The following is a 23,711-nucleotide window of genomic DNA, read 5'->3' on the forward strand; positions in this document are numbered from 1 at the left end:
GGACGTAGCGCTATCGTCATTCTGGAATTTTTAAGTCAAATGATGGAGATGCCTCTACGTTCAAAGTTAGTCGCCCACCATCCTGCAAGAATTTGAGGGCTTCCGAACCAACCCAATAAGCCCCAATTTTTTCTTTAAAATTCTTTTTAATTGCCGACATAAACTGCCGCATCAGCTTCTGCGCAGGCTTACTATCCGACCATGTTTGGACAAGACCGCTGATAAGAACTGTTTCTTGCCAAAATCCTCCAACATTTAACTCTACACAGTCCCGACAATTTCCCATTTCAAAAGCGGTGACCAGCTCACCTCCTCCAGGCAAGGCTGCACCGATACGACGAGTCACAGGCTCAACTAGAGTTGAAGTCTCAGCTACCAAATAATGTTCACATCGCCCTGTCTGGCTTCCTGCGGCAATACCCAACTCTGGTATGGCCGACGCCGATAGAAAGATTGGCGCATCAGAAGCCGAGTATCTTTGGTGGAAATGATGGTGGGCCAAAATATACTTTAATGAATTTTTTTGTTCGATATCGTTAGTGACTGCGAGAATGTCGCGTTGCGTCGCGAAGAAAAAAATGCGCTTCATAGACCTGCCTTTAAGAATGCTTGTTCGATAGCTTGCCTAACCAGATCCGGTGTGGATCCTTTGGGAATAAGAACTAAAATATCACTTGGATATGCGTTACTTATTCTTGCTGCGGCTGCTGCCTCCGACGGAGTGGGCGTTATCCCATTTGCCAGAGTAGTTACAGTTTGCACCCGAACTGTAGGACCAACTCCATCAACCGGCTTTGCCGTAATGTCCACATATGAGCCGCCAGTCGTGCCTGGGCCAGGGCCAGGAATATACTCCTCAGAGGTTATACCGCCGCCACCGATCACTTTATATTTACCACTTTTCTCCAAAGTTTGTCCAACATCGTAATTCAATTGCCTTGTAGCTTGCGTCCCCCAGCGCCCTCCTGAGCCCGCCAGATAGTCCTGTGTAAACTGACTTGGTCCAGCAACAGAGGGGGTGTCACCCAACTGCACATTCGAGCCGCTACTCCCCGCAGTATTTGTACCCGGCGATGGGGACGCACTACTGCCGTTCCCATAATACTGATTCCGTGCCGAATTCGCGGAACCGGACGTAGTACCGCTTAGATTTTTAGCACTTTGGTTTTTGAGTGCCGAGGCGATGTCAGCCGCCGTGTCCGCCGCCGCTGCTTCGGCTTTAGCCGTAGCAATTTCGCTACTCGTCGCAACGGGCAAATTCAGTACAGGCGAAGGAGCTGCAGTCCCCAATGTGCTTTGTGCAGCGACGTCTACCGTCGCAACGCAAGTACCAGGATTAATCGAACAATACACTATCGGACCAAGACGGAAAAACGAGACCAACTCCGTTCCAGCCACTTTCCCAGCGTTGACTAGCGCCTGCAGACCGCTAGAAACAATCCCGATCGCTTCAGCGCTCGATGCGACTCCGCCACCGATCGTCGACAGAACAATTCCCATCGCCCGCATGCCAGCATCACCATGCGTTTTCAAAATCTTGGCATCACAATCAGCAGCACTCATTGCGCCGCAGACTAGATCACGGCCCTTCTGGATTGTCGCCACATTATTCAGCGCATTAGAAACTTGACTATCCGCCCTTGTTTGCTCCCCGCGGAAAGCAGTCGCTTCTCCTCCCACCAAACCTAGCGGCATCTCGCTCGGACTGGCGATGCTCTCCTTGATCTGCGCCAAGCAAGCCGCATCAGCACGCATCGCGCAGAAATTCAACGTCTCGATGTTTGCAGCAGACAATGCGCGGTACTGCGCAATCAACGCCTTGCGTTCATCCTCTGGACAACCACCTGACCTACTTTCGCAGCTATCGAGTTTTTGTTTGAACTGCGCTGCCTGGGTGTGATTCAGATAATTGAACTGCGTCGCAAGTTTAGCGGTGACCCCAGCAGCATTTCCATCCGCCCCACTTCCTGCCGAGAATTGAGCAACCGCTTTGCCAACCGTCAATCCCACCAACTGGATGAGCGCACTCTTCTCCTGGGGAGTCATGTCGCCGATACTACCCAACTGCTCCCCGAAGGCTTCGAGCGCTAGCTTGGCTGCCGCTGCCCCGGCAGCCCCCGCTCCAAAATTACCGCCGATGGCTTTTGCCATCAACCCGCCGACCAGTCCATGAACCAGGACCTTGGTTGGTGTCGAATCACCTTGCAAAAAGTCTCCTACCTGCTTATACAAGTAGGGAGCCGCCTGCTGCGCCAGTTGGCTGGTGAGCTGGTCAATCTGCTGCTGCCGCTGGACCTTCGCAAGATCAAATATCTGAGAGATCGAACCATTGGCAGCGGCCGTATCACGGCTGATGCTGGCAATGATCTGATCTGCCGTCTGCCCTGTCTTGGCGAGTTGACCGGCCTGATCAGTGATCGAAATATTGCCCTCACTGATCGCGCTCTTCGTTGTACCTGCTGCACTTCCCTCGATCGGATTCTGGCTATTGCCCGCCGCATTATCGACCGCATTGTTCAGAAGGTTGCCGATCGCCCCGGCCTTGGTGTCGAGGCTAGCCCCCTCATGACTGCTGTCAGCACTATATTGGGCAACATTCTTTACATCGCTGACAGTCAGCGTTCCGGTGGTGAGATTATTCTTCGACTTGTCAGCGCTACTGGCAATTAACCCACCGACCAGATCCGTATTGCCGTTGACCTTCACGTTATAGCCGCCATCGCCAGCAATGATCCCACTTTGCTGCTTGACGCTGGCGAAGGTGCTACTGATGTTCTGGCTATCCGATGACACACTACCTTGCACCATTGCGCCATAGCAAAACGGCGGAATGCACAGACTCATATTCACGCCGGAGCTGTTCTGAGCACTTTGGTAGGAAGAAGTATCCTGCTGGCTGCGAATGTTCAAATCACGTCCGACTGTCGCATTGACCGTGGTCCCTCTGACCTGCGCTCCAAGCAAACTGACGTCGCGTCCACTTGCCAGAGTCGTCGTCTGCGTTCCCGTGATGACCGTATTCTGATTCGTGACACTTTGACCGTTGGAATTGCCGTACGCTTTGGCGGCCGCCAGTTCTAATGTAAAGCCATTCTGCTGGCCACCTAGCGCGAACCCGACGCCAACACTGGTATTACTGCTCTCATTGTTGCTCCGATTTATCGTCGTATCTTTGGCACTTTCCAGATTAATGTCGCGAGCCGCAGCCAACGTCACATTTTGCCCAGATATCTGCGTGCCACGCGCATTGATGTCGCCGTCACTTGCGAAACCTGCTGCATCCTTGCTCCCACTGCCCGTGGCCACGAGCATCACATCCTTGCCAGCAGACAAGGTACTGCCTGTATTGGCTGTCGCTTGGCTCTCACTCTTGCTGTCACTTGACCCGCCCCCGATACTGACGGTGACTTTGACCAGTGCCGGCGTTGGCCCTGAGGGTGTGGCAATACTATTGGCGGCGTTGGCAGCAAGAAGCCCAGCCTTGGCGGCATTGAGTGCCGCGACACGATTGTCCCCTGCCGCTTGGGATGCCAGGCCCTGATTGATCGCTTGTGTCAGCTGCCCCGCCATCCCACCCACCGACACAGTGGTGCCATACTGGCTACTGTGTTGTGTCTGCTGACTTTGACTGCTGTCCCGCCCCGGATCAAGATTGAGATTCTGACCGATCAGGATCAGATTGTTGCCGGCAGAAAGGTCACTTCCCTTAACCGTGATGTCCTGCTTGGCATTGAGCGTAACGTTGCCGTTGCTACTAAAGATTTGGCTACGAACGACGTTTTGCAGTTGCTGTGCACTGTCCGACGTACTGTTGGAATTGCTCACTCCAACGGTCGTCGAGGTTCCGTTCGAGCCACTACCCAAGTTGCCGACGACGTGGGCACTGTGGTCTTCGTGATGAGTCTGATCGTTCTGGCCAGCCTCCACCTTGATCTGCCCCAACTGCGCGTTAAGAGTCACGTCATCCTTGGCTGCGATGCTTGAACCTGCAACGGTAATATCACCAGTACGGCTGATCAACGAAATCGTATTGCCACTGACACTGCTAGCCACTTGGCCGGTACTCTGCGTATTGCTGTTATCGCTGGTCTTGCTGGCGTTATAGGGCGACAGACCGACACCGCTGCTGTTGGGACCTCCAGACACATTACGCAAAATATCGCCCGCACTCGGAGTCGCCAGGTTCAGACTACTGCTCTTGGCACTAGCCTGGCTGGTTTCCGCATAGCGATCGGTTGCAGACTGAATCGTAATATCGCGTTGAGCTTCCAGCTGAACGCTACCAACGCCAGAGACGGTACTACCCGAAATGACGATGTTACCGTTGTTGGCCCGGCCATTTGCATCTTTGGTACCATCACCTATCGCTGTCAAACTAATGTTGCCCGCGGCGAGCAAGCTACTGCCAGTATTGGTGGTGCTATCGACCGTGCTTCGCATATTGCTGCTACTGCCACCGACTGTGAGTGCAATTTGCGGCGTCGTTAGCGCACTAAAACCGAGTTCATCCAATCCCGCCTTGGCCTTTTGGCCCTTACTACCGCCATTGCGGCCAATCGCCTGCAAATTGCGGACGGTATCCAAGGGCGTACCGACCAATGCCACGCCGACGCCGCTCTGCTTGCTTTCCTGCGTAACGGTTTTATGTTCGATATCAAGGCCCGTGTTGATGGTGATGTTGCGCGCCAGAATGTCGATATTGCCCGTTTTACTGGTCGAGTCATCCGCAGCTTTACCCGCAATCAAGTCGCTGCCAGACACCAGTACATCTTGTCCGGCACTGATGCTCAAGTTACCGGCAGACGAACCCACCGTACTGCGGGCGTCGCTTTGCGTAAGCTGGTTGCCATCCGCCGTTTGCTTGCTGGACTTGCTGCCGATCATGATGCCGATACCACCGGTACCAAAAATTCCAGACTTCTTCTCTTCGTGCTCGTAGTGCGTCACCACGGTATTTTGTGCAGCAGCGACAACGACATTGTTTCTGGCGTTGAGCGTGACGTTTCCAGTACCGGCAATCACACTGCCTTGCACACCCAGATCGCCGCCCGAAGTCAACTTGATCGCATTGCCCGCCACAGTACTTCCGGTGCTCATGTCCGCGTTGAAGCTGCTATTGGTGTGCGAACTGCTGGACGACAACCAGCTCTTGCTCTGGCTTGCATCATCGATGGTGGAGAAATTATTGCGGTGGGATTCCACAATGGAGACATCGCCGGACGCGCCGAGCAAGACATTACCCTGCCCGCCAGCATTGTTGCCTGCACTTACCGTGCTTCCTTGAACCACCAGGCTGTTGGCATGCGCAGCGGGGTCTGCTGAGGTGGTATCGAGTGTCAGATTACCATTGCTATCCAGCCTTGCGCCCGCCAGCACGGTAGCATTCGCGCCGGCAATGAGAGTACTGCCGATATTTGTCTCGAGATGACGATCCGCCGTCTCCCTACCATTCTTGCTGCTGCCTGCGCTATGGTAGGTAGTGGTATCGATCGCATTGGCGATATTGACGTTCCCTCCCGCCGCAACCAGCATATTCTGGCCAGAGCTCAGATTACTTGCCCGAACATTGATGTCGCCGCCGCTCTGCAGCGTCAGATTCCCGCCGGCGACCAGGTTGCTACCAACCACACGAGTGGACTGCAGGCTGGTGTCGGTGTTGCCGCCCGGGAGCACATATTGTGATCCAGCCATCACCGTTTCCACGCTGATGGCGTTACCGGCCTTGATCTTCGCATTGCCCGCGGCGTTGACCTGCGCAGCTTGCAGGATCACATTCTGTCCTGCGGATAAAGTCAGATTCTGTGTGGCAGCGATCTTGCCTACGGCACTCACAGCCGTAACCGTCGAGATGCTGTTGCCAAAATTACTGACGGCCGTATTGGTGAGCGACTGGTTGATGATATTGTTGCCGGCTGAAAGGTCTATATTCATCGCTGACAGCGAGCCCCCGACATTGCTGATGTCACGGTCAGCTGCCAGGCTAAGCTGCTTCGTGGCAGAGAAGCTTGCGCCGTTGTTGGCGATGTCCGTCCCCTTGACGCTGACAGATTCACCGGCAATCACTGCCCCAGTGGGCGTCAGGTTCATGTTCTTCGCCAGATACACCTGCGGCACCAATACGGTCTGCTGGCTACCGTCCGGCAGGGTTATGGTTTGGTTCACGAGCCACACCATATCGCTGGTCAGCGCGGCCATCTGAGCATCTGACAGCGCGACCCCAGGCGTGAGGTTGAACTGCTTAGCGAACGCGACACCGCTGGTCATCAGCGACTTGTATTCGTCTTCTGCATTGCTGTAACCGGCAAGATAGCGCTGTCCGGTCAGGTTGGTGACTTGATCTGTTACCAGCTTCGCTTCATAGAAGCCATCACCCAGACGCTTTTGCGTTACCGATGGATTGACGCCCATCAAATTCAACATGTAGTCGCTGGAGACGAAATTACCGTACTGGGTAAAGCGAGGATCGGTTTCGATCAGATACGATTTCCCCGGTTGCGGGTTGATGTGGTACAGACCGTTGGTGGGCAGCACGGTATTGACCACACCAGCACGAACCCCATTGACCGAGCGTGCTACGCCCGGTGTCATCCCGGCGACGTTTCCGATGCCGCCATTTCCCGACAGACTCAATGGAACGATCCCCTCGCCCAGGCCCAGCGATGCTCCGCTAGCACCAACAGGGAGGGTTGCTGTGCCGACACTGGCATTGGTGATCTGTCCGCCGCTGATCGAGACAGCCTGATTGCTGCTGATGGTGCCACCGACTACGCCAGTAGCTAAAGTAATTGGCGTGTTACTCCAGCTTATCCATTCCACGGGAGGTGCAGGCAATCTGTCCGCGGTCCCAAATCCGGATTGAATGGTTGATGTGTAGGTCTGCGTGAGTTGCGTGCCAGTGTTGAGGATCTTGGCACTGTTGCTGCCATCGGAGGAGGCGACACCGTCAATGGTCAAGTTACCGCCAGCCGCAATATTTCCCTTGTCGTTATTTAGCTGGGTACCGATAGCCATGTGCATATCGCCACCCGAGGTGATCAGCGCAGGCGCACCACTGTTGGGTGAGAGTTGCGTTGCCGTGACGACCTGATGCGCAATCCGCTGAACCTCGACCGGATAGCTGCCAGAGAAAGAGGCTCTCCGGATTTGCGTATCGTTCTGAAATGTTCTCGTTGGATCGGTATAGTCTGGAATCATCGCCAGACGTGTGCAATTCGTGGTGCAATTTCCGTATTGACTTGAATACGTGATCTCACCTAGAACATTTCGGAAAATAAAATTGCTGTAAGACGGCCAGGCAACGTTGCCGGCGACTTGATCCGGATTGACCTGGTTATCGGCTCGCGACGTGAAATAGATCACCTGCTGACCCGGCGATACTGTCACCCGCGACTGTTTCATGTATTGAATGTCACCGGCTCCATTTGGCAGCGGATAGGAAAGCCCTGAGGTCATTATCTGGAAAGCCGAATCGTTTCCAGAGAAGTTCACCACCGCTTTGTAGATCAAATAACCATCGGGAGTGACGAAAGGCGTGACGGAGACAATGGACGACGGATCAACAAAATATGCATCATGCATCGTCGTATTTGCCGGTGCCCGGGACGACCACCAAGACGACTGAACCATCGTCGAGGTCGTATCTGCCACTGTCACCGTATCGGTGGTTACGTTTTGGCGTATGTTGTTGATCTGGTTCGCCGCCACATTCAAGACACCATCAGCTTCGATCGTCGACGACAGGTTGTTGAGGGTGCCCGTCTGGTGGAACAGATAGCCGTTGGCATCCTTGACAGCACTGGCCGCTATATTCAGGTTCCCTAGACTGTAGAGGTTGGCACCATTCTGGTTGTTAAGGGAGTTGGTCACCCAAAGATTGACTTGGTTGGCACCAGCAATGATCGCCGCTGTACCGTCATTGGTCAGGTTACTTGCGCTGATAGTCACCGTATTGCCAATCATCGTTCCAGTGTTGACCAGCTGGGCGCTATTGATCGTGACGTTATTGCCTTCAATACGACCTGCATTGGCAAGGACACCAGCACCGGCATTGATCGTCGTAGTGCCGGTCGTAGTATCGCCGGGACGCCCCGAAGCGATAGTGGCGCCGGCAGCATTGTTAACACCCGCAGCATTGATTGCGAGATTCCCGGTCGCAGCTAAAGTGCCGGAGTTGTTCAGGGTGCCAGTCGTTGACAGCGTCAGATTGCGGTTCGCCGTGATCTGATTGCCCGAACGATAGTTGTAATCGCCCTGCATGCTGACGTTGGCGTCACGGCCTGCAATAATCTTGCCGTTGCCATTCACGGTATTGGCCGTCAGTTGCAAATCCTGGCCACTGCCGATAGCACCACCGCTATTGGTCAGCGTCCCTGTGGTGATGGCTATATCACCGTTGCCTGCCGAGTTGGCGATGCTACCATTCGTATTATCAATATTCCTTGAGGACAGCGTGAGGCTACCTGCACTGAGCCCACCGCCAATATTGGTCAACGTTGCACCGGTCTGCATCAACGTCAATGCGGTGGTCGCTATCATCTGACCGCCAGAATTATCGACGCTAGATGTAGTATTGAGATTCATCGCACGGCCCGCGATGATCTGGCCGCCTTGTCGGTTAGACAGAATCGGAGCGTCAATAGTCACGTCACCCGCACCTCCGATCAAACCAGCGCCCGATACAGCGGACGGATTGGCATTGAGGATCGATGTGGTGCCTGTCACCGTGGTCTGGCCATTCCCGACATTGATGATCTTGCCATTGGTGTTGTCAATGGTACGGCCAGAGACTTGTAATTGCCCTGTGCTGGCCAGCGACTCGATCTTGCCCCCGACGTTAGCGAACGCGCCCTGAGCGTTGACGGCCACATTTCCCAATGCCTTGATCGAACCGTCTGAGTTGTCCAACATGTCGCCGGTGCCGACAGCCAATTCACCCAATGCGCTCACCGCGCCGGCAACGTTATTGAAACTGCCCGTATTTGCGGTGATCGTCGCAGCCCCATTAGTGCCGATCGCGCCCCCATTGTTCGACACGGCTCCACCTTGTATCAGCAGTGCCCCATTTCCGGTATGCGCCAGCTTTCCGCTGTCGTTATTGAATGTACCCGCCATGACGGATAGATTGCTGGCCACGCTGGCGATGATCCCCTGCGCATTGTTCAGTTGCCGCAGCACGCTGATCGTCGCAGCACCATTTGCATCGTTCTGAATGATCTTGCCGCCGCTATTGGCCAAATCTGTTGCGGTCAGGTTAATGGTGCCCGCAGCCAGGGTACCGCTGCTATTATCCAGATTGGCCGCATCCACTGTCACGCTAGTGGGAGCAGCCGTAGTACCGGCCTGTATGGAACCGCCATTATTGCTAAGCCGTGCATCGACGTTGACCGTCATGGCACCATTGGAAGCGAGCGTTCCATTGTTATTGTTCAAAGAGCTCGATCTCAAATCGAGCGTCTTCTGCGCGGTGATGCTACCGCCATTGATCGCGGCAGCGGTTTGGATACTGGCCGCGCCGTTGCTTGCGATGCTACCCTGGACGTTGGAAAAAGTCCCTGTCTGGATAGATTGCTTGCCACTGCCCGCATGATTGATCTGGCCGTGGTCGTTGATCAGGCTACCTGACTGGATGGAGAGATTGGTGGCGTTGGTGGCAATGGTGCCGGCGTTGTTCAAGCTGCCGGAGGTGACGATACTGGTGTCACCATTCCCCGACTGGGCAATACTGCCGCCCGTGTTCGAAAGGCCACCGGCCTTGAGATCCAGCGAGGTAGCGCTGATACTGCCCTGGTCATTGATGACATTGCCGGTTGCTATTAGCGTTGCGCTTCCAGAAGCTTGTAATGTGCCCTTGGTCTGATCAATGTTTCCGGACTGAGCAGCGACAGCAATTTTTCCGCCCGCATTGGTTTGTGCCTGCGCGAGATTGACGCTGCCGCCGCTGATGGAAATATTGCCGCCGGCCGTATTCTGGCCAGTGGCACTCAACGTATCCACAGCAGTCACACTCATGTTACCGGCCTGCGTGGCGCGACTGTTGGCATCGATCCCTGCGCCAAGGGACCCGGTTGAATTGAGCGTGCCAGCGGCCAACGACAAATCACCTTGCGCGGCCATCGTGCCGGTGTTGCTGATCTGGCCGTTGCTGGACATCTGTGCATTGGTCTGTGCGTAGATTGTGCCCGAGTTGATGAGACCATCACCCGCCGCGATGTTGACGTGCCCCGTGGCTGTGGTGCGTCCCAGATTCGTTACGACGCCCTTGCTGTCGATGTCAATATCGCCCGCGCTGGCGGCGATATTTCCCATGCTCGTGACCCCTACGCCCGCTTCCGTTCCGATGAGTCGAATACGGTTGGCAAACATGCCGCCCAGATTGCTCGCGTCAATAGCTACGGTCGGCTTGCCGCCATCGCCAGCAATCACCGTGACACCGAGATCCGTATAATTGACGAGGTTGCTGCCGGTGACCAGATTGAGCCCGTTGCTGGTTTGCAGTTGACCATTCACTGCGATGCTGCGGGCGATCAAATCCAGTTGATCCAGGCCAGCGCCATTCAAGCCATTGGGCCCAATCTGGATATCGCCGCGAGTGACGCGTAGACCATTCAGGCTGCCATCACTATTCATGACGGGAACACCCGTCGTGACTACGGCGCGCGAAGTATTCAAAAATCCGAGTCCGTTGATGCTCACGCCATTCGGATTCGCAAAAATCACCGCCGCCCGTTGACCGGCGATCTCGACGGTCCCGTTCAACTGACTACGACCGGTGCCGGTTACTTCATTGAGGATGATTTGTGCGCTTCTGCCTGGCGTGAGATTGGCATTACCGGGAACAAATCCGGCGATTGACGTAGAAACGCCGGTTGGGGAATTATTAAGAACAACGCCCGGAGCGCCGACGTTCAATGTAGAAAATTGGTTATGACTAAGACCAGAGACGGGGGCCGTAATATTGACCAGCGGCACTCCATTCGGCGCGCTGGTGACCGCTGGTTTGCGCGAACCGGCATTGGGATCGGCCACAATCTGGGCCGACACCAAGGTAATGCCGCCACAGAGCGCTGCGATTGCCAGAACTAGATGCGTAAGACGTGGCCAAGTACGGTAGTCGTTGACATCGGCGCAGAATTTTGATGTGTTCATATTGCATCTAGCCCTGAAAAAAGACGATCTCTATCAATCGCCAGCGCATCCCGATCTTTGTACGGGCTGATGGCGAATCCAGAATCGGAATAGACTTTCCACCGACAAGCCGCTGTCGCGGTATGACGCGTTCCTGCAGCAGGTCACCGATGCCGGTTCCCGTGCTGTTCCATCGTTTGAAAAAATGCGTACATGAGCGGATGCTTGTTCCTGCTCACCGGATTCCCATGAGACGCGTTGCCATGATCAGTACTGGTAAGTCAGGCTGAAACCAACGGCCGGCGTCGCCGTATCGAATCCTCGTGGCTTGTAGAGAGCCCAACTGGAAAACACGTCATAGGTGAGGCCGAACAGCCCGCCGCGCACTCCAAGCGTGGCGCCGACCAGTTTGTTTCCCAGAAGATTGGCAACGCTCGGGCCATAGACGTGCCCGTAGTCTAGGCCGGCATATACCGACTGGCCGCTATCGCCCACTGGGAGACTCAATTCATTACGCCAATAAAAACCGCGTTCGGCCGCCAGCGTCAGCTCTCCATCAAAACCACGCACGGTGTAGCGATTACCGATGCTCAATTGATCGGCCAGGTAAAGTGCCGAGCGGGAGGCCTGACCGTGAATCGTGGAAAGATAATTCAGCGATTGACTGGCAACTTGAAAAGGAACGCTCAGGGTCGCGTCCAACGTCTGCAGGCTAAAGTGCAGGTTGTTGCTGCTCGGGTCTTCTTGTCCGAATAGATTGCGAGAATACGTTTGTCCGTTGAACCAGTTGACACCCCATTTCTGCGCTACGGTCAGATCGAGCTGGGCACTTCCGAGGTAGTGGGTATGGAGCCAGGCAAGCTCCGCAAAGGTTGTATTACGCTCCTGGACTGCGATTTCGGTGTCCGAGATGTAGGCATGATTCCAGCGCTTTCCAAGCCGGAATTGCCAGCTATTCTTTTGCGTTTGATCGCGCTGAAACAGGTGGGTAAGCTTAAGCTCCAAGTTCTGCGACTTCCCGCTGAAGACAAAAGTCTGGCTCGCCTGGGCCACTTCCTGGTGATAGTGGTAGGAGCTCCCCGAGATGGCAAAAGTCCAATATCCATAGGGCACCGCATAATACACATTGCTGCCGGTGGTACCGCGCTTGCCCGCCTTGCGGTCGGCATCGGTGTTGATTCCGATATTAAACAGATCGTTTATACCCAACGGGTTGTCGAACGCCAGATTCAAGCCAGCCTGCATCTTGCCGGTACCTTTAGCACCACTATCATCGAAGGTTCCTGTCAACCTCCACGGCCTGCTGCGCTTGACGTGGATGACCACATCGCTTTGACCCGGCAGACCGGCGGGGACTATCTGCATGTCCACATCCTGGCTCGACACCCGCTTCATCTGCTCCAGTCCCTGTTCAAGGTCACGTAGATTGAGCAATTGCCCAGGGCTGGTGGGGAAGGCACTGCGCCACGTCCCGTAAAGACTAGGATCTGAAAATCGAATCGCGTGAATGACACCGGGGACCAATATCAACGTCAATACGCCGCCATTCAAATCCTGTTCAGGAATACCAAGGCGCGTCGTGCTGTAGCCGCGGTTGATGATCAGATTGGAAAGACGTTTGACAATCAGATTGAGGCCATCCTTACCAATACAGGTGCCTGCGTATTGCTCCAGATATTGCTGCGCGAAGTGAAAAGGATCCTGTGGCAATGCGCTGGCACCAGCCATTTGCATCACCGGCGGCAATTGCTCGGGCAAACGCAATGCGAAGCTATTAACCGTGAAACATGGCGATTCAATGGGCAGCGCCAAGGAATCGGGCGCATCAACGCCTCCCTGTAGATCGACTTTTGGGGCGTTTAATTGGCGTTCTCGCTCATTGGCTTCGGCTCGGCTACGGCGACGTTGCTCTTCACTGTCCCCGTTTTGGACTGTCTGGCTTGCACCAATAGATGAAATAGCCCACAGCAAAAAGCCAGCAAAAAAAATGGCGAACTTATATTTTTTGTCGTTGAAAAGCAAAATACACCCTGGAAAACCCCGTTATTTTTGATTATTTCTTTACGGAATTTTACTGCCAGGAATCTTCTCGCCTAACAAGAACTTGAGAATTGATGAGATTGATTTGCTGTTACGCAACAAAAGCTTGCGAACAAAATAACTAAATCTACTGAATTTTGTCAGCTCTACAATGATTTGTAATGGGGTTCGCTTCTGCTGGTAAACCTCTATTGAGCAGCAGTGCAAGGGATCGGCATAAGGTGCGGAGATCAGGAGACCGATAGCTCCTCTCACTCACGTAGAACACATGCAGGCGCTCCCAAGAACTCGGAGGCCAACCGCCGGTGGTACGGTACGTCAACAACCGTTGTCAACTATACATTTACGCACAGGCTTTATCTCGGCGCGCACTGTTGCCCCTTCCATGCCTCATCGATATACGCCTCAGTTTTGATTACGACGCGTCTCCATTTGCCCTGCTCTCCGTTGCTCATTGGAGGTGGTCACCCAGTCACACGGTTCCCTATTCCGTCCTCCTAAGACTAGGCACACCTGTTTCAGGCGCTTTTTTGCTTTACAGTTTTGAGCGCTTAGACACGCGCTTCGCCCTTCAGCACAAGAACAAAAGCGGCTAGCAGAAATGCACGCCGCTTTGTGGCGTTCCCTGGATCAAGTCGCTACGGCTTATCGCGGAGGGGTTTTCGATCTCCAAGACAATGCTTAGACAATTAATGCCCAAGCACCAGCAGTGCCTCATTGTCCAGAGGGCCGGGAAGCGACATTGAGCGGCAATACCGGACAGTACTGATATAGACGCTTTCCGCCTCCCAGACCCGCCGAGTAAGTCACGCACGACTCTGCCTGCAGCGTCAGTCCGTAAGGCTGCAGAGCCAGCTTGGCTTTCTCCTGCTCCAGCTTATTGGCAGCATCGATATTGATTTCTTCCCCCGTTAGTACCACTCGACAAAGAAGTCCCGCCTCGCTCGGTGTTGCCGCTATAACGCTAGCGCGCAAACGAGTGTTTTGAGCCACCCAATTCAGGAGAGCACATCCAGATACGCTGTTGACCAGTCCGATTTGTGCCGCGATATGATTGACGCGATCAGACCGTTCCTTCAATTCATCAGTGATCCCTTGGAAAACGGCAAACGTCTGTCGCTCCGGATAACGCGTCATCTCCGAAACAAGCTTGGGAAAGGCTGGGCCTCTCGGGAAATTTCCTACAATCTGCGTGAATGAGACCTCCTTGGGAAAGCCGAGTGCCAACCATGACCATGGCGGGTCTCCTTCGGTGATCACCACCGTAGTACGCGCCGGATCGGCAATGGGGGGAACCTCGATATGTACTCCCTGCTCCCCCCATGGCTCATAGCCCCAGGTCTTGATGCCCCCAAGAAGCACAACCATCACCGCGCATCCGAGCAACCAAATGGCAGCGGTACGCGCGCGGAGATAAGGCAGTAGCTGTCGCAGCAGCAAGAACACCACCAGAGGTGCGATAAGTTCTATTGGCACCAGATAGCGGTAGATCCCGAACAGCTTGGTCCATAAAGCGAATCCCAGCACTACAACCCACAGCAGATATCTGGCGGGCCAGTTGAGAGAGGGCAACGACCGGCCACGCCAGAGCCACTTGAAGGCCAACAGTATGAACAGTCCATAGACAAGGGCCCAGATGATCTGGCGCACTGCCACCTGGCCTGTATTGCGGGAATCCCATGAAATGATGAAGGGCCACAGAATTTGACGCCAAAAGCCTTGGGGTATCCACTTGACGTCCGCGACACTCATGGAGGTCGCCAAGGAATTGGGGAAGAGGCTGCCGAATTGAGGAAACAGGGGATTACCGAACGTGTGCCACATCACGTAGAACCAGTATCCGGACGTCAGCGCCAAGCCGCATAACACGCCGATGCCGAACACGAAAGCAACTGCCAGTCGTCTGAACGCGCTCCCCGGCAGACTCAGCAGGCCAGCACAGAAGGCGACCGCATAGATGCCATTGGTGAGTTTCAGCCCCATGGCGGCACCCACCAGGACACCCGCCGCCATCAAGATTGCATACGATGACCTGCTGGCCGTAGAGATGCGATCCTGCTGATGAACGATGAGCGACAACGAGGCCAGGCAAAACAACGCGGTCATATTGTCCCCCATCGAGTTGCCCAACTCCGACAGGAAATTGACCGTCAAGCAGCCCGCCACGGCCAAAAGCAGCGGAACACGATGGATATCTTTATCTGGCAGATCCGGCAAAACCTTGCGGCAAATACCGAAAACCAGCACAAAATTCAAACCATGCAGGGCCCCCATGAGGAATGACAGCAGCCAGCCAGGCAGATGCAGCACGCCAAAGTAATACGGAATATCGAGAACTGGATTGAAGAAGTTCTGAAACCCGCCAGGAGCAAAGTCGATACTCAGTTTGCCGTTGAGCAGAGCATGTACGTTGTAAAGGTGATAGTTGTACAGATCCCAGCTTGCGTCAGTGCCGCGCGTCATGGACCAGACACCGAACAGAAGAGGCATCAGCCATGCCGCACGGATGCACGCTTGAGGAGTATTGAGATCAATGCTGGCAATCCGCTTTGCAAAATCCCGCAAGCTGGAACGAGTACGGCGCTTACCTTCGGACGGACGCATCATCATTTTTGTTCAGATCTGAAAACCCAGAATTTGGAAAAGAAGAAATTCCACAGCATCGCCATTCCAGTGCCAACCGCGACACCAAGCAATGGTGTCCAGCTACGCACTGGAGCGAAGTGCATCGTTGCGGCATAGGCGGAAAAATTGATCGCACCGCCGAGCATCATGGCCCAGCAATAGCGCCACCATTCCTGCCACAGCGAGCGCGGCACCTGATCGCCATAGTTGAACGTGATTTTGCGGTTGATCTGCCAAGTCACGAATACGGCAGAGAAAAATGACATCGCTCGCCCCAGGTAGAGCCCTGCGCCGAGCGAAGTGGCCAGATAGAGCACACCCGCGTCAACGACGAATCCGAGTGCCCCCGCCATCGCAAAACGCATGAACTGGCGGCTTAGCACCTTGCGTCGGTTCCTTCTTCCCGGGGCCCTGGAATGGACAGGTAAGCAAAGCGCTTGGCCTCGGTCCGGCCGTGGGTGACGGTATCGAGCACGATGCCACACACAAGCATGATGGCACCGAACAAGACCAGTGCCGCGCATAACAGGGCGGTGGGAAGACGCGGGACCAGGCCAGTGGTGAAATAAGTCTCGAAGATCGGAGTCGCCAAGCCGATGGACAAGGCGATGCAGACAAAGAAGGCGATGGAAAAAGCCGGCAGGGGCTTCTCTGTCTTGAACAGCGACAAGATCATGTACAGAATGCGAATGCCGTCCCGGTAGGTATTGAGCTTGCTGACCGAGCCCTCTGGCCGCGCCTTGTAGTTAGTGGGAACTTCCAGGACTGGCATACGTAGCTCCAGCGCATGCACGGTAAGTTCGGTCTCGATCTCGAAACCCATCGAATGCGCCGGAAAGGACTTCACATAGCGGCGGGAAAAGACCCGATAGCCGGATAGCATATCCTTGAAAGTCTGGCCGAAAATGACGCCCACGCATTGGGTCAACAGAACATTACCAAAACGGTGGCCCGCACGATACGCGGCATGTTCTTGCGTCTGGCGCATCCCCACGACCATGTCCAGGCAATTATCGGCCAGCAATTTAACCAGCTCCGGTGCCTGCGCGGCATCGTAGGTATCGTCGCCGTCCACCATGACATAGATATCAGCCTCGACATCGGCAAACATCCGGCGGATAACGCTGCCCTTGCCCTGATAGGGTACCTCACGAACGATCGCGCCTGCCGCTCGGGCAACTTCGATGGTTCTGTCACGGGAGTTATTGTCAAAAACGTAAATCCGCGCTCCAGGCAAAGCACGTGAGAAATCTTTAATGACAGCTTCAATCGTGGCTTCTTCGTCGTAGCACGGAATGATTACAGCGACATGCGTATAGCGCGGATCAGACATGGTGAGGGAAAGGGGATGCCACTTGGGCTATGGTCGAAATGTGCGAAAGTATAGCGGAGAATACCATTTGCACTTTGGCGATTTGAGTTGATGAATCGTCCACCGCATATCACCATCATTTATCTAACACCGTCAGAGCACGGAATTGAAGTCCGCTTCTGGCCGATAGTGGACATTATGGGGACGCGTGGACGGAGGCGAACTCCAGTGGGGCAAAATTACCTATGTCACCGTCCTATTTTTACTTCTCACTATGGCTAAGGTATTGATAAAACGAAATATAATAAATTTCCAGGGGGAACTTTTAAGCCAGGTGACTAAATGAAAAAAAATCTGTTGTCCTTTTGCATGGTATTGATTGCGGTGACAATTACCTCCGGCTGTGCAGTGAGAAATCCATACATATCGCCGACGACCGGAGACACGGCCAAGATCAGAGTGATCAATCAGAGCGACGGCACTGCTCTCTTGTACGCTAGTACGAGTTGCCAGGTCGCTTCAGCCAAAGTGATTGCAGCCTTCAGCAGGTTTCTTAAGTCTGATTTAAGTAGAGTATCCATGTACGGCTCGCAGCCGAGCGATGGAAACAAGGACGTTGTAGAGCGGGTAATTGAAGCTGGCAAAGAAATGCAAATCTTTACCTTGTATCAGGGTGCCAAGGGACTGGACACTGCTCAATGTTCTATCGAAGTCGCGTTCACTCCCAAAAAAGACGAACAGTATGAAATGACTTATGTCGCGAATAGCCTAATGTGCAGTATCGCTATCGATAGGCTGACTGAAACTGATGCCAAGATAGTGCGTACAAAAGTTGAAGATGTGCGCCGCTTGTCGAAAGGCGAATGCAGATAGGAACGCTGATTATAGAACCCAAGCTAAACGCCGTATCAGGTGAAATCTGAAGTCGGAAATGGCATCGGCCGATTACTGCCATTACGACTTATTGTTCCACGCCTGGAGTGCTGCGACTGCTCCGAGGCTGACATTCACGGGCAAGTCGCGCAGAAAATACAAAGTGGAATTTCTTGGTGAGTTCTTTATCCGAAAGGCAGCTTCTGGCCGTTAGCGGCCTAGTTGAGCGGCAGTCCGTCACAATAGTTCTTGAGTTCTTCGCATGCCTTATCAAAGCGCTGGTAGTAGGTGCCGCAGAAAGCCTCTTCGTTATCCGAATGCTGCAGCCACAAAAGCAACGCCGGAAGCTCTGCATCTTGTGCAAAACGAGCCAGATCTGGCAGAGCCGTTTTGGCACCCATGTCCTCCAACGGCCCAAAGCAACCCGCATTTCGGACTGAATAGTCGATTAACCACATCCAGTGAATGGCATTTTCAGATTCAGAGATGGCACTTTCGCCCCATTGTGCTTTTTTTCGAATAACAACGTCGCCAGCGTCAAGTAACCATGTTTCAAGATCCATATTCAATCTATTTCCTCTTTAAAGCCAATACCCCAATACTGCTGAATGCCAGCTTCTGGCCGATTGCAGACCTATAAGTTCTGCTCAAAAAACGCCTCAATTTTGCGTTCTGCAGAACGGTGGATAGCAGCACGGTCTGCTATCCCCGCAGGATCCGTACAGATATCTCCGGCCGCAGAGAGAAGGGCCGGAGTGCAGACGTCAGTAAAGACAAAGTGTCCCCCCGGTATGGAAACAAGCTCAGGCGACCTGGGTAAGTCTTTCATCAGGTTAGCGGAGTTGGCCTCGGCGGGTAGCTGACTCTGAACAGGTCGTAATAATAAAGTCGGCTGATTCACGCTGGCGAGCCCGGACCGGCTGAACAGAGCGGCAAATGGGTCAAGCAAAACCAGCGCCTTGACAGACGAGATTCGAGGCAATGAGGAAGGGAGCTCCATTTGCGCTTGCCTTTGTGGGGCCTCGCTGTCCGCCGGCGCATGATCGCAAGACATCACATCGCTAGGATTGGCAGCACAATAGGCCAGATAGTGAGGGATGTCCGGTATCGCCCCGGCCAGCTCCAGAGCGACCGCGCCACCTAGGGAAAAACCTATCATCCCCAAGCGGTCAGCATCAAGATGCGGCTGGAAGCGCACATTTTCCTGAACAGCTTGCCAAGCCGCCACTACCTGTTTGGTTCTCATCGCTAACGGCGCTTTTCCGTGAAACGGCGCAATCACAATGAAGCCGTGTCTGGCCAACGCCGCAGATAATTCGAGCAAGATCAACGGCGTTCCTCCGGTGGGCCCGCCGCCGTGGGAAAGCAAGATTACGGGAAATCTTCCTTCGGCCACTTCGGCGTTACGGCTCGCCGGAATCAAGAACGGACCCGCCTGCCAAGAAACTTCCGCAGTTTCGGTCGGATACCAGACCAACATGTCTGAAGAGCGAGATTGAGCAGTGAAGGTGATACGCGCTACGCCAGCATTCAGCGCCACTGAATCGGCAAATGTCGGTGCGTTAAAAATGAGCGCCAGGATGAATAAGTAGAGTTTCATTATCTTTGCTTTCGAAGCGCCTACTTGGCACCGAGAGAATGGATACGGTCTCGATTGTCGCACGAGGTCATGATCGCCCATGGTCCGTATTGACCGCGAGGATCATCATCTTCTAGTCCCGGCCGCTTCTGGCCGATTGTGGTCATCTTGCCCCCAAGAAACCATGAGGATAGCCGGATGTGGGAACCTTCCACGCAGTTCTAGCAAATCATGCGAAAGGGTTACGTGGGCGGTGCGCACGATTTGTCCGTTATCTACCCTTCACAATCAGCTGACGAATAGCTAAAAATTCCGATGCACTGACCGATATCGTACTGCGTTTTTCACTTATTTCGAGGTCCTTCCTCGGTATGTCCATCGCGGGCCTTACAGCGCTGCGGCAGTCTCGGCCACCAGCTTGCGCAACCACCCGTGCGCGGGATCATCCCGGTAGCGCACATGCCATGCCATATGCAGCGGGAAACTGCCCAGATCCACAGGCGTGGAAAGCACCTTGAGCCGGCGATCCTGCACCAGGCGCTGGCAGATCAGCCGGGGCAAGGTGGCGCAGTAATCGGTGGCGGCAATGATTTCCGGAATCGATGCAAAGTGCGTGACCGACGCCACCACTTCCCGCTTGAGCCCCTGCCTCTGCAGGGCCTGGAACACGCCCGTGCGCAGGCGTCCCGACGGCAGAACGTTCACATGCTTGAGCCGCTCGTACTGGTTCTTGCCGATGCGATTGCCGATGACGGGATGGTCGGCCCGGACCACGCATGCCAGCCCGTCGTCGGCGATGTGCTGGACCACCAAATTGTCGGGCGCCTCGTCGATTCTCCCCAGCACCATGGCAGTATCGCCCGCACTGACCCCTGTCTCGGCCAGCTCGGTACCAAAGTTCAAGGTGCGCAGCCTTATTCCCGGCGCCAGCTGGCTCAGGCGGGCTACCAGCCTGGGTACCAGCACGAACTCCACGTAACTGTTGGGTGCGATCGTCACCTGGTGATCTGCACGGGCCGGATCAAACGCCTGCTGGCCCAGGACCACCGCATCCATCGACGCCAGTGCCGAGGCCAATACCGGAGCCAGCGCCTCAGCCTTGGGGGTCGGACGCATGCTGTAGCGCTCGCGGATGAAGAGCGGATCCTGCAGCGTGCCACGCAGCCGTGCCAGCGCATTGGACACGGCAGCCTGCGTCATGCCCAGGCGCAATGCGGCGCGGGTGACACTGCGTTCTTCCATCAGGGCGACAAAAACGGGGAGCAGATTCAGGTCATATTTCATGAAGATATATTCTGCACAATAAATCTGATTTATCAATAATAAATTTGCCGAATCTCTCCTCAATGCCGAAGATGTCGTTCATCGCAACCACAACTGAACAGGAGTACACCATGAGCTTGAAGAACCTTCTCCCCGGCACACTGGGCTTCGGGACCGCCCCGCTGGGCAACATGTTTCGTGCCATTCCCGAGCAGGAAGCACGCGCCACCGTCGAGGCCGCCTGGAACGACGGCATCCGCTTCTTTGACACCGCACCTTTCTATGGTGCAGGCCTGGCCGAGGCGCGGCTGGGCGAGGCACTTGCCGGCAAGGACCGTTCCAGCTATGTACTGGCCAGCAAAGTCGGCCGGCTGGTCATGGATGAACTGGAAGACGTGAGCGCACGCGACCTTGGCGAGAAAGGTGATGTCTTCCGTCACGGCCGTGCGAACCGCATCGTCAACGATTACTCGGAAGATGCCACCCTGCGCTCCATTGACGACAGCCTGCGACGGCTCAAGACAGACCGGCTCGATATCGTCTGGGTACACGACGTCGCCCAGGACTTTTATGGCGACCAATGGCTGAGCGTCTTCGAGACCGCCCGCAATGGCGCCTTCAAGACCCTGGACCGGCTGCGCGATGAGGGCGTGATTGGTGCCTGGGGCCTGGGTGTGAACAGGGTGGAACCGATCGAGCTGCTGTTGGACCTGCAGGAGCCGCGCCCGGATGGTTTCCTGCTGGCCGGCCGCTACACCCTGCTCGATCATGAGCGCGCCCTGCAGCGTGTCATGCCGCGGGTGAGCGAGCGAGGCCTGAGTATCGTGGTCGGTGGCCCCTATAGCTCGGGGGCCCTGGTCGGCGGTCCGAATTTTGAATATGCACCCATCACGCCCGCCATCCAGGCCCGCGTACAGGCCATCAAGACGCTCGCGGAACGGTACGGTGTAAGCATGAAAGCCGCCGGCCTGCAGTTCTCGCTGGCCCATCCTGCGGTGGCAGCGGTGATTCCAGGGGCAAGCCGTCCGGAACGCCTTGCCGAGGATCGCGCGGCCCTGGCCGAAATCATCCCTGCCGATTTCTGGCGCGATCTGCGCACAGCCGGCCTGATCCATCCGCAGGCACCGCTGCCAGCAGGCAGTTGATCGGCCACACCGCATATCGACCTCCCTCCTCGGCCTGACCGGCACCGGGCAATGCTACCGGTGAGGGAGCACTTGTCCTTGCAATGTCAATCATCGAGGAGAAATTCCATGCACAAACCAACCCATCGCGCTCCCTCGGCCGTCCACGGCCTGCCTGATGCCGAGCGCACGCGCCATCCCCGCCTGGCCCTGCTGGCCCTGGCATTGGGTACCTTCAGTATCGGCACCTCCGAATTCGCCAGCATGGGACTGCTACAATTGTTTGCGGGCGAACTCGGTCTGGATATCCCCACAGCGACGCATGCCGTTGAAGCCTATGCATTGGGTGTGGTCCTGGGTGGGCCAGCCGCAACCTTGCTGGCGGCCAAACTCAACCGGCGGCACCTGCTGCTGGCCCTGATGACGCTGTTTGTGGCAGGCAACCTGCTCTCGGCCATGGCGGCCGGATTCGGCAGCTTTACGCTGGCGCGCTTTCTGAGCGGGATTCCGCAAGGCGCCTATTTCGGGGCCGGTGCGGTTGTGGCAAGTTACATCGTAGGACCCGGCCAGGGAGGACGCGCATTTGCGCTGGTCATGTCCGGCCTGACGGTAGCAACCATTGTCGGTTCGCCCCTGGCTACGCTGCTGGGCCAGACGCTGGGTTGGCGCAATGCGTATCTGGTGGTCTCGCTGCTGGGGGTGGTCTCCCTGTTGAGCCTGTGGCATTGGATGCCGCGCAGCAGCGCCCTGAACGGAGGGCCTGTCCGGCAAGAACTGCTGGCCCTCAAACGTGGCCGCGTATGGGCGCTGATCGCCGTAGCTGCACTGGGGGTGGCCAGCATCTTCGCCGTCTATACCTTCATCGGCCCGCTGGTGACTCAGACTGCCGGGTTGAGCGAGCACTGGATACCGCCCGCCCTGGCCTTGTTCGGCCTGGGGATGACCACCGGCAACGCCCTCGGTGGACGCCTGGCCGATCGCCATGGTTCGATGGGTCTGGTAGCCGGATTTGGCAGTGCGTTGCTGGCGCTGGCCTGGCTGGCAGTGGCGGCCGCGGTCCCTTGGATCTTGATGGCCGGTCTGTTTGCCGTGGGTGCCACCATGATGGTTGCCATCCCCACCATCCAGGTACGTCTCAACGAAGCGGCGCCCGATGCGCCCACGCTGATGGGCGCCATGAATCTGGCGGCGCTCAATGTCGCCAATGCCATCGGCGCATGGTCGGGTGGACAGGCCATTGCGCAAGGCTACGGTTTGCTGTCAGCAGTCTGGGCTGGATTTGTGCTCACGTTGGCAGGACTGCTGCTGTTCCTGTTGGTGCAGCGCAAGCCACGGGCAGTGCACACTGTACAGCCTGTCTGCCAATCCTGAGCACCTCCGCCCTTACCACCTGCGGGCCATGGTCAACGCGGGTGCAAAGGGCATGCCGATGCCTGCGGGGAGCAACGCCTCATGTCGCAAGAGATATCTCCACTGCGCGATGAGCACAGTCAGGATCGCCAGAAGGTTCACAGCTGGATAGAGTGACGCAGACTTTACCACCGGGCTTAATACAGCGCGTTAGCTAAGTGCCTCGCTTGATATTCACGAACGAAAACCGGTGCATATCGCGCATGTGGTGGCCTGTTGCCCTCGCTGTGACAGGGAGCGAGGAAATTATTGTTTTCCTAAGGCTGGGGCAGCTCCTCTAGCGCCTCCTACGAGGTCGTAGGCCCCTCTGTGAGGGTAGTGGAAGTACGAAATATTATCAAAAATATAATTGTCTGATTCG

Annotated in this window: 12 protein-coding genes; 3 read left to right on the plus strand and 9 right to left on the minus strand. The window is 55.5% G+C overall.

Annotation, left to right across the window (positions count from 1 at the left end):
- Positions 1-16: 16 nt before the first annotated feature.
- The 6 genes from JOD78_RS25085 to JOD78_RS25110 form a co-directional block, all read right to left on the minus strand.
- Entirely contained in the window at positions 17-589 is a 573-nt protein-coding gene (locus JOD78_RS25085; RefSeq protein ID WP_209569308.1) for a hypothetical protein, read from the minus strand.
- The gene (locus JOD78_RS25090) at positions 586-11,145 is read right to left on the minus strand and encodes a hemagglutinin repeat-containing protein (RefSeq protein ID WP_209569305.1); all 10,560 of its coding nucleotides are present in this window, start codon (positions 11,143-11,145) and stop codon (positions 586-588) included. Before JOD78_RS25090 ends, JOD78_RS25085 begins: the two co-directional genes overlap by 4 nt.
- A gap of 246 nt (positions 11,146-11,391) precedes the next feature.
- On the minus strand, positions 11,392-13,146 hold the full coding sequence (locus tag JOD78_RS25095) for a ShlB/FhaC/HecB family hemolysin secretion/activation protein (protein ID WP_245202286.1): 1,755 nt from the start codon (positions 13,144-13,146) through the stop codon (positions 11,392-11,394).
- A 732-nt stretch (positions 13,147-13,878) separates the two neighbouring features.
- Complete coding sequence (locus tag JOD78_RS25100; protein ID WP_209569303.1) at positions 13,879-15,774, minus strand: hypothetical protein; 1,896 nt, start codon at positions 15,772-15,774, stop codon at positions 13,879-13,881.
- A complete protein-coding gene (locus tag JOD78_RS25105; RefSeq protein WP_209569300.1) occupies positions 15,771-16,154 on the minus strand; it encodes a GtrA family protein in 384 nt (127 codons plus the stop codon). The genes JOD78_RS25100 and JOD78_RS25105 overlap by 4 nt, the downstream gene beginning before the upstream one ends.
- Before the next feature lie 11 nt (positions 16,155-16,165).
- Positions 16,166-17,122, minus strand: coding sequence for a glycosyltransferase family 2 protein (locus tag JOD78_RS25110; RefSeq protein ID WP_209569299.1), 957 nt, complete (start codon positions 17,120-17,122; stop codon positions 16,166-16,168).
- A gap of 321 nt (positions 17,123-17,443) precedes the next feature.
- Here JOD78_RS25110 and JOD78_RS25115 point away from each other — a divergent pair, with 321 nt between their 5' ends.
- Positions 17,444-17,974, plus strand: coding sequence for a hypothetical protein (locus tag JOD78_RS25115; protein WP_209569297.1), 531 nt, complete (start codon positions 17,444-17,446; stop codon positions 17,972-17,974).
- 218 nt (positions 17,975-18,192) lie between these two features.
- On the opposite strand, the gene JOD78_RS25120 is transcribed toward JOD78_RS25115, so the two are convergent.
- From JOD78_RS25120 to JOD78_RS25130, 3 genes are all read right to left on the minus strand, one after another.
- Positions 18,193-18,543, minus strand: a complete 351-nt coding sequence (locus tag JOD78_RS25120; protein WP_209569295.1) for a hypothetical protein — start codon at positions 18,541-18,543, stop codon at positions 18,193-18,195.
- Positions 18,544-18,608: 65 nt separating this feature from the next.
- On the minus strand, positions 18,609-19,574 hold the full coding sequence (locus JOD78_RS25125) for a dienelactone hydrolase (protein WP_209569293.1): 966 nt from the start codon (positions 19,572-19,574) through the stop codon (positions 18,609-18,611).
- 366 nt (positions 19,575-19,940) lie between these two features.
- Entirely contained in the window at positions 19,941-20,837 is an 897-nt protein-coding gene (locus JOD78_RS25130) for a LysR family transcriptional regulator (RefSeq protein WP_209569291.1), read from the minus strand.
- 110 nt (positions 20,838-20,947) lie between these two features.
- On the opposite strand from JOD78_RS25130, the gene JOD78_RS25135 reads away from it, so the two are divergent.
- On the plus strand, positions 20,948-21,961 hold the full coding sequence (locus tag JOD78_RS25135) for an aldo/keto reductase (protein WP_209569289.1): 1,014 nt from the start codon (positions 20,948-20,950) through the stop codon (positions 21,959-21,961).
- 108 nt (positions 21,962-22,069) lie between these two features.
- The gene (locus tag JOD78_RS25140) at positions 22,070-23,311 is read left to right on the plus strand and encodes an MFS transporter (RefSeq protein ID WP_209569287.1); all 1,242 of its coding nucleotides are present in this window, start codon (positions 22,070-22,072) and stop codon (positions 23,309-23,311) included.
- Positions 23,312-23,711: the final 400 nt, after the last annotated feature.

This window comes from Herbaspirillum sp. 1130 (assembly GCF_017833835.1).
Taxonomy (GTDB): Bacteria; Pseudomonadota; Gammaproteobacteria; order Burkholderiales; family Burkholderiaceae_D; genus Herbaspirillum; species Herbaspirillum huttiense.